General features: G+C 61.5%; 7 protein-coding genes. 3 read left to right on the top strand and 4 right to left on the bottom strand.

Going from position 1 to position 8,064, the window contains the following annotated elements:
* Nucleotides 1-146 precede the first annotated feature (146 nt).
* On the bottom strand, nucleotides 147-1,379 hold the full coding sequence (locus ACXWUF_RS14525) for an exo-alpha-sialidase (protein ID WP_458495365.1): 1,233 nt from the start codon (nucleotides 1,377-1,379) through the stop codon (nucleotides 147-149).
* A 665-nt stretch (nucleotides 1,380-2,044) separates the two neighbouring features.
* On the opposite strand from ACXWUF_RS14525, the gene ACXWUF_RS14520 reads away from it, so the two are divergent.
* Both ACXWUF_RS14520 and ACXWUF_RS14515 read left to right on the top strand, forming a co-directional pair.
* Nucleotides 2,045-2,425, top strand: coding sequence for a hypothetical protein (locus ACXWUF_RS14520; protein ID WP_458495364.1), 381 nt, complete (start codon nucleotides 2,045-2,047; stop codon nucleotides 2,423-2,425).
* 694 nt (nucleotides 2,426-3,119) lie between these two features.
* On the top strand, nucleotides 3,120-5,258 hold the full coding sequence (locus ACXWUF_RS14515) for a TonB-dependent receptor (RefSeq protein WP_458495363.1): 2,139 nt from the start codon (nucleotides 3,120-3,122) through the stop codon (nucleotides 5,256-5,258).
* Between the two features lie 93 nt (nucleotides 5,259-5,351).
* Here ACXWUF_RS14515 and ACXWUF_RS14510 read toward each other — a convergent pair whose 3' ends face one another.
* Nucleotides 5,352-5,801, bottom strand: a complete 450-nt coding sequence (locus ACXWUF_RS14510; protein ID WP_458495362.1) for a YncE family protein — start codon at nucleotides 5,799-5,801, stop codon at nucleotides 5,352-5,354.
* 216 nt (nucleotides 5,802-6,017) lie between these two features.
* Here ACXWUF_RS14510 and rpsT point away from each other — a divergent pair, with 216 nt between their 5' ends.
* Nucleotides 6,018-6,302, top strand: coding sequence for a 30S ribosomal protein S20 (gene rpsT / locus ACXWUF_RS14505; RefSeq protein WP_458495361.1), 285 nt, complete (start codon nucleotides 6,018-6,020; stop codon nucleotides 6,300-6,302).
* Between the two features lie 46 nt (nucleotides 6,303-6,348).
* On the opposite strand, the gene proB is transcribed toward rpsT, so the two are convergent.
* Together proB and ACXWUF_RS14495 are read right to left on the bottom strand one after the other, a co-directional pair.
* Nucleotides 6,349-7,473 carry a glutamate 5-kinase gene (gene proB, locus ACXWUF_RS14500; protein WP_458495360.1) on the bottom strand — a complete coding sequence of 375 codons (1,125 nt, stop codon included), beginning with the start codon at nucleotides 7,471-7,473 and terminating at the stop codon, nucleotides 6,349-6,351.
* Nucleotides 7,457-8,064 (bottom strand): GTPase (locus ACXWUF_RS14495; RefSeq protein WP_458495359.1); only part of this gene is annotated, 608 nt, incomplete at its 5' end. The genes ACXWUF_RS14495 and proB, both read right to left, overlap by 17 nt.

The raw sequence follows: 8,064 nt of genomic DNA, 5'->3' as shown, positions 1-8,064 counted from the left end.
GCTCAGCGAACGGCGGCTGGCTGAACTCAACCAACGGCGGCTGGCCGCGCTCGTGACGGGCGCTCCAATAAATGTGTTCCCGTGCGGCGCGTGGGAACGAGAAGAAAACCGGCTTTTTGCTCTCATGCTCTCGTCGTAATTACGAATCAAATGGAAGGCGCGGCCATCGCCCAGGTCTTGCCGCCGCCTTGGCGGGCCTCGGTCCAGAACACCCGGAAGCCCTGGGAGGTCGCCGCCACGCGGGGGTGATCGACCCTGGTCCCCGGCGCGGCCAGCGGCGTGGGCGTGGACCAATGCCGGCCCGCATCCCGCGACACCTGGAAATGCACGGCGGCTTCGGCGGTGCGGCCAGGGATGAAGGCCAAGCCCACGGCGCCGTCCGGTTGGGCGGCGATGTCGCTTTCGCGGGCCTGGTCGCCCGCGACTTTCATGGGATCGGACCAATGCGCGCCGCTGTCCGTGGATCGCAGGTAATAAAGGCCGGCGACCTGGTCCTGGCCGGTCCAGACCGCGCTGTGCAGCACCGCCCCGCGCCCGGCGCCGGTGACGGCCAGGCCGCCGCCGCAATGGGGACAGCCCATAAAGTCCCAGCCAAACTGGCCCACCGCCCCCCTATCCCGCCACTGGTCCTGACCGTGCCCGAGGCCCGCCAGCCGCATGTCGTGCGGGGCGTCGTCCCGGTACAGCAGCAGGAGGCTGTGGTCGGGCAGGCTGGTGAGCCGGGTCCAGCAGCAAGTGCAGGTGGTGGCGTCCACGGTGGTTTCCGGCTGCCAGTGGCGACCGCCGTTGGTGGACTTCGCGTGGCGGAGTCCCTGGGTGTTGCCATTTTCCTCGCGGTCGTCCAGCCAAGCCAAGTGGACATGCCCGGCATGATCCAGCGCGACGGCGATCTGGCTTTGGTTGTGCGTCGAATCCCCCACGGCGGGATTGGCGCCCGGTCGCCAAGTCTTGCCGCCGTCGGCGGAGACGGCGATGGCGATGGGTCCGGTGCCGGGCAGCCCGGACTTCGCCTGCCATGCCGCCACGATGGTCCGGCCCCGCACCGCCAGCCGGGCATCGTTGCCCCGGCGGGAAATGGCGGGCGGCGCGTCCTCGGGGGCCACGAAGGCGGGGCGGCTCCAACTGCGCCCGCCATCGGTGGAATACACATAGGCCACCGCGACCCGTTGGCGCTGAGTGAAATCACCCACCAGCAGGGCGTGGAGCGTGCCGGATTCCGCCGTGACATCGAGGCTTTTCACGTCGGTCAAGCCCTCAATGGCCGGATGAGTCGGCGCCGTGGCGGGCTGTGCCTGCGCCGCCAGCGAGAACGCCCACGCCAGCCCACCCGCCAGCCAGACGGCGGGAAAACACGGAGCGTTTAGGGTGGGACGAAGCATGGCGGACTAATGGGGTTGGCTATCGGTTGGCGTCGACACGGACGGGGTTAGGCGATATGCAGGGTCAAGCATCGTGCCAGGACAGAAAGTCCTTTAAAAACAAATGGGTGAATATTTTTCATGGGGGAGGGGACGGGGGAAATAACCTAATATGTCGCGTCAAATAACGTAATGTCAGCTTATTAAATAACCATTTTCAATGGGGTAATCGCGGCGTTTTTACCAAAGGTAATGTTTGCGCTATTTATCATTAGCGCCATACATCAAATGCCACACTTTTTTCGGTGGGGGCGGTTTTGGCCGGGTATGAATTGGTTGCGGAAGGTGAAATAAAAAGTGGTATTTAGCCTGATTTATTCTGTACGGCAAAAGCATGAGGCATGTCTCTTGAAATCCCGCATAACCCCAATCATTCAATGGCTTAGCCCCATGTGGCGAAGTAGTGAGGCGGGCGGTTTCATTAGATGGCCCCGCCAAAATGATGCTTAAGCGGCTTATAAAAAGAGCGGCACAGGTTTTGCTGGACTAAGCGGCGGCGCAGTTTGAAACAAGTTATCCCCCTTTGAATTCGCGCCCCCGTGGCGGCTGCTCCTTTGTATGAATGGGGTCAGCGGCGGCGGGATTTTTAGTTTCGACATAACCCAAATATATATAAGGAGTCTTGCATGAGAGGCCATTCGATGACCCGTATCCTCGGCGCGCTTTCCCTCACCCTGATCGCTGGCTCGGCGTCGGCGGGCGGACGCTACGCGAACCCGCCGGTGAACCTGTTGGAAGTTCAAGCCGCTTGCACCAAGGGCCTGGAGGCCGCGCAGAAAAGCGACACAGCGGCGGCGCTGGAGCAGGCGAAGATTGGACGCAAGCTGGCCTTGGCGTCCTACAAGGAAATCAGCACCATGCCGATGGAAATCGGCTCCAGCACCATGAAGAAAGCGATTCCCTTGCTCGAAGCTGGCAATGTGGCCGAGTCGGTTGCCGAATTCGAGCATTGCAAAGCTAAGATGGACGAGGAATTTGCCTACTATAAGAAGGAAGGTAAATTCTAAATCGGGCAACGGTTTTGTGCGTTACGCTTTTATCCGCCGTGAATAACGGGGTGGAGCTGGCGCGGTTATAAGGCGCTTGGAATGGCTGGTTATAGGCTGTCTGTCGCCTCGCTTTAACCCTCCCCCTTTTGGGGGGAGGGTATTAAAGGCTTTTGACTTGCCCAGATAACCAAGGGCAGGCTTGGCTATGCCTAGTCGAATTAATACTATTTAAAAAGGCATAAAACCGTATTTTTGGAGTCGAAGCGCCATTAAGTTTTCTGTCGCCAAGGCGAAGAGTCCGCCGAGGCACAAACTATTTTCAGAGATGTCACCATGTTGGTAATTAAACAATTAACCGCCTTGAGCTTGGTAGGGTATTTGGTGTTTTTGATAGGATGTGGCAGCGAAGGCCCGCTGGGCAACACGCCTCCCCAGGGTCGGCCCGACTGGATGAAAAAGGACAGTTCCCCGCCGCCGTCCACGCCGCAACAGCCATAATTTTCCGTCTGTTCCATTGCCGGGCCGGAGCGATCCTGTCCGGTTTTTTTGCGCTCCCTTATGCTTGGAGCATTTTCAATTCAGGTGTACGGGTCGCAGGGTCTGTGGGAGTGGGCTTTAGCCCGCGGCAGCCACGCGGATCGTGGGCTAAAGCCCACTCCCACCACCCTATGCTCGATTTGAAACAGCTCTAACTCAACCGATTCCCCCGCCGATGAAAAGAACAAATCCAATCGCGCTCGCCCCCCGCGTCCGTCTCAGGTCTGTCCCCGGCCATGAATCCGCCCTCCGACGGCTGGCGGGCATCGCCTTGTTTGCGCTGAGTGGCCCGGCCTTTGCCCATCCCCAGCCCGTGGACGAAATGACCGACGCGCCCGTGACGCTGGACACCGTCGAGGTGCAGGGCCGGGGCGCGGACCTGATCGGCATCGCCGACTCCGCCTCCCAAGGCGAGGTGGGCCAGCCGCAGTTCAAATACCGGCCTTTGTCCCGTGTCGGCGAATTGGTGGAGGTGGTGCCCGGCGCGGTGGCGACCCAGCACAGCGGCTCCGGCAAGGCCAACCAGTTCTTCCTGCGCGGCTTCAACCTGGACCACGGCACGGACTTCAACGCCAGCTTCGACGGCGTGCCCATGAACCTGCGCAGCCACGCCCACGGCCAGGGTTATCTGGACCTCAACAGCATCATTCCCGAATTCGTCGATAAGGTGGAATACGGCAAGGGTCCGTATTACGCCGACCAGGGCGATTTCTCGTCGGCGGGTTACGCCAAGTTCCACACTCTGCACCGGCTGGATGGGGGTTTCGCCAAGTTCACCGGGGGCGAATACGACTATTACCGGGGCGTGGCGGGCCATTCCGTCAAATTGGGCGAGGGGGATTTGTTGTACGGGGGCGAGGTGAACTATTTCAACGGGCCGTGGGCCACGCCGGAGAATTCCTACAAATACAACGGCATGGTCCGCTACACCGTGGACCACGAGGACTGGGGCTACGCCGTCAACGGCAAGGCGTACAGTTCAACCTGGACCGCCACCAACCAGATTCCCCTGTCGGCCATCCAGTCCGGGCAACTGGGCCTGTACGGCACCATGGACCCCAGCGACGGCGGCAAGACCAACCGCTACAGCCTGTCCGGCAACCTGTGGAGCCGGGGCGACGACTACAAGAACGAGCTGAACATCTACGCCCTGTATTACGATCTGAACCTCTATTCCAACTTCACCGGCTTCCTCGATGACCCGGTGAATGGCGATCAGATCAAGCAGCAGGAGCGCCGGGTGATGGTGGGCGGCAACGGCGAGCAGACCTGGTTCCATAATCTGTTCGGCTTCGAGATGGATAACTCGGTGGGCTTCCAGCTTCGCCACGATGGCATTTCCAACCTGGGACTCAGCCACACGCGGAATCGCAATTTCCTGCGCTCGGTCAGCCTGGACGATGTGGACGAAACCAGCTTCGGGATATACGTCCGCAACCAGACCCATTGGCTGCCCAAGCTCCGCACCATCGCGGCCCTGCGCAGCGACACCTTCTGGTTCGATGTGCGCAGCCACCTGTATGCCCAGAACTCCGGCGACAACAGCGCCACCCTGGTCAGCCCCAAACTGGGCTTGATTTTCGGGCCATGGGCGGACACCGAGCTATTCCTCAATTTTGGTTATGGCTTCCATTCCAACGACGCACGGGGCGTGACGGCGCGGGTCAATCCGCTCGACCTCAGCCAATCCCTGTCGCCGGTGCGGGGATTATCCAAGCAGCGCGGCGCCGAGGGCGGCATCCGCACCCAATACATCGATGGGCTAGTCAGCACCTTGGCGGTCTGGTACCTGCACTCCGACTCGGAACTGGTGTTCGTGGGCGACGCGGGCACCACCGAGCCGACGGGACAGAGCGAGCGCTACGGCGTGGAGTGGACCAACTATTACAAGCCCACCGACTGGCTAACCTTGGATGCCGACTTCGCCTTCACCTCGGCGAAATACCTGGGCGTGCCGGGCAACCAGAACGACATCCCCAACTCGGTGGGCCGGGTCATCGGCGCGGGGGCGCTGGTGAAGCTGCCCTATGACTTCTTTGCCACGGCGCGGGTGCGGCACTTCGGCCACGTCCCGTTGAACGAGTCCAATACCGCCACCATGGGCGACACCACTTTGGTCAACCTGGGCGCGGGATATGAGTACAAGAAGTTCAAGCTGGAGGTGGACGGCTTCAACCTGTTCGATTCCAGGGCCAACGACATCGCCTATTTCTACGAGTCGCGCTATCCCCAGAGCGCCGCCGCCGTGGAGGGCGTGATGCTGCATCCGGTCATGCCGAGGCAGGTGCGGGTGACGGCGTCGATGAGTTTTTGAGGCATATGAGCCGAGGCGTCTGTGGGAGCGGGCTTCAGCCCGCGACAACCAAGCCGGATCGTGGGCTGAAAGCCCACTCCCACCACTGCCGACCTACAATCTATGGAGATTCGCCTCCATCCAACACCCCGTCCAAATCCCGGTCCAAGGCAATCCGCCGCCCCAATACTCGACGCTGCTGATGACACAGGGTTCGTTTCCGAAGCCGGGGCACACCGCGCCCGGGCTGACGGTGGTGGTCTGGTTGCCGGAAAAAAACACAGCGGCGTAGACGGTGCCACGATCCGGGCTGACCGCCAGGGCGTGGGGCATGTCGCCGACGGGCACCGATGCCTGATGGGTCAAGCCTTCGGCGGTGATGGCGAAGATTTCCAGCCGGTTGTCGGGCGTGTTCGCGGCGAATAAGCGGCTGCCATCGGGCGACAAGGCCAAGGGCCGCACCGGGCCGCTCTCGAACCCGATGAATGGCGTGGCGGCTGAGGCGGGCAGGGCGGCGAAACCGCTCAGCAAACAGCAGACGACGATGAGGACGTATCGGACCATAAAGTGGCGACGTACTGGGATAGGCTGGAAAAATGCCGAACCAGTGAAAGATTATAAGGGGACGGCATGGGTTGGTTTTGGTATCGGCGGGGATGAGGAATAAAACTAAGCGGCCTTGTGCGTGATTCTGAATGCTTAACTTAGGTTGACGCCCGTCGCCATTGCGAAGAAAATACGCAATTCTGTAAAACCCACCAGGAATTGAGGTCCACCCCTTTGGCTAACATTGCTTCCGCGAAAAAACGCGCCATTCAATCCGAAAAACACCGCCTCCATAACGCTTCCCTGCGCAGCCGCCTCCGCACCTTCATGAAGAAGGTCATCCTGGCGGTGGAAGCCGGCAATCTGGAAGAGGCCCAGGCCGCTTTCCGTGCGGCGGTGCCGATCATCGACTCTTCCGTCAACAAGGGTCTGATCCACAAGAACAAGGCCGCGCGCAGCAAGAGCCGCCTCAACGCCCGCGTCAAGGCGCTGTTCCTGAAGACCAACGCTGCCGCCTGAATGCCCGCCTTTGGCTGAGGCGGGCCGGTGGCCTGCCTCCCAAGCTTCAAGCCAAGACTAGATTATCGCGATGGATGAGTTCCGGCTCGTCCACATAGCCCAGAATCTTCTCGATGTGTGAACTCGGCTGACGCAGGATTTGCCGGGTTTCCTCCGCGCCGTAATTCACCAAGCCCCGCGCCACTTCGCTTCCCTCGCCGTCCACGCAGGCCACCAAGTCGCCCCGCCGGAATTCGCCCTCGACCGCCGTCACGCCGATGGGCAGCAGGCTTTTGCCGGACTCCTTCAACACTTTCACCGCGCCATCGTCCAGCGTCAGCTTGCCCTTGGGCTTGAGTTGCCCGGCCAGCCAGCGTTTCCGGGCCAACAGCGGGGAAACGTCGGGCACCAGAAACGTGCCAATATCCTCGCCTTGGACCACACGCGGCACCACGTCGGTTTCCCGACCACCCACGATCACCGTGGCAGCCCCCGAACGGGAGGCGATGCGCCCGGCCTTAAGCTTCGTCACCATGCCGCCCCGCCCGAGTCCGCTGCGGCTTTCGCCGACCATTTCGCTTAAAGACGGGTCATTGATGCTGGCCTGACTGACCAGCTTGGCACCGGGGTCCAGGGTCGGGTCGCGCTCGTACAGCCCTTTCTGGTCGGTGAGGATGATGAGCAGGTCGGCATCCAGCAGGTTCGCCACCAGCGCGGCCAGGGTATCGTTATCACCGAAGCGGATTTCGTCGGTGGCGACCGTGTCGTTCTCGTTGATGACCGGCACCACGCCCAGTTCCAGCAAGGTCAGCAAGGTGCCACGGGCGTTCAGGTAGCGCTCCCGGTTGGCGAGATCGTCATGGGTCAGGAGGATTTGCGCGGTGTGCAGGCCGTGCTTCTGGAACATGGATTCGTAGGTCTGCACTAGCCCCATCTGGCCCACCGAGGCGGCGGCCTGCAATTCGTGCAAGGCATGGGGCCGGATTTTCCAACCCAGCCGACACATGCCCTCGGCCACCGAACCGGACGAGACCAGCAATATTTCGGTGCCTTGTTGGCGGATGGCGGCGATCTGGCCCACCCAGCCCGCGATGGCGGCGGTGTCCAAGCCCTGACCGCCGCCGGTCAACAGGGCGCTACCGATTTTGACGACGATGCGGCGGGCGGCGGCGAAATCAGTCCTGCTCTGCATGTGACTCGGCCTTCTGTGCTTCCAAGAAATCCATGATGGCGTAGGTGAGCTTCTTGAGTCCCTCGCCGGCCAGGGCGGAAATGTGAAACACCGGCCCGGTCCAGTTCAGAGCCTCGACGATGGCACCGCAGTGGCTTTCAAGCTCTTCCTCGGGAACGATGTCGATCTTGTTCAGGATGAGCCAGCGGGGCTTCTCGTCGATGCCGTCGCCCCATTTCTCCAACTCGCCGATGATCTTGCGGGCCGATGTCACCGGGTTCTCGTCGGTCTCGTAAGGGCCGACATCGACCAAGTGCAGCAACAGGCTGGTGCGGGACAAATGCTTGAGGAACTGAATGCCAAGCCCCGCGCCTTCCGCCGCGCCCTCAATCAAGCCGGGAATATCGGCCATGACGAAGCTGCGCTGCTCGTCCACCCGCACCACGCCCAAATTGGGATGCAGGGTGGTGAAGGGATAATCGGCGACCTTGGGGCGGGCCGATGACACGGCGCGGATCAGGCTGGACTTGCCCGCGTTGGGCATCCCGAGCAGGCCCACGTCGGCGATGAGCATCAACTCCAGGCGTAGGATGCGTTTTTCGCCCGGCTTAC

This window comes from Methylomagnum sp. (assembly GCF_054333355.1).
The sequence above is the reverse complement of the archived record's forward strand: the minus strand, read 5'-3'. Positions and strand labels throughout refer to the sequence as shown.

Coding starts and splice junctions, on each gene's coding strand:
- ACXWUF_RS14525 (WP_458495365.1), bottom strand. CDS start 1,379: ATGCTTCGTCCCACCCTAAACGCTCCGTGTTTTCCCGCCGTCTGGCTG.
- proB (WP_458495360.1), bottom strand. CDS start 7,473: ATGCAGAGCAGGACTGATTTCGCCGCCGCCCGCCGCATCGTCGTCAAA.
- ACXWUF_RS14520 (WP_458495364.1), top strand. CDS start 2,045: ATGAGAGGCCATTCGATGACCCGTATCCTCGGCGCGCTTTCCCTCACC.
- ACXWUF_RS14515 (WP_458495363.1), top strand. CDS start 3,120: ATGAAAAGAACAAATCCAATCGCGCTCGCCCCCCGCGTCCGTCTCAGG.
- ACXWUF_RS14510 (WP_458495362.1), bottom strand. CDS start 5,801: ATGGTCCGATACGTCCTCATCGTCGTCTGCTGTTTGCTGAGCGGTTTC.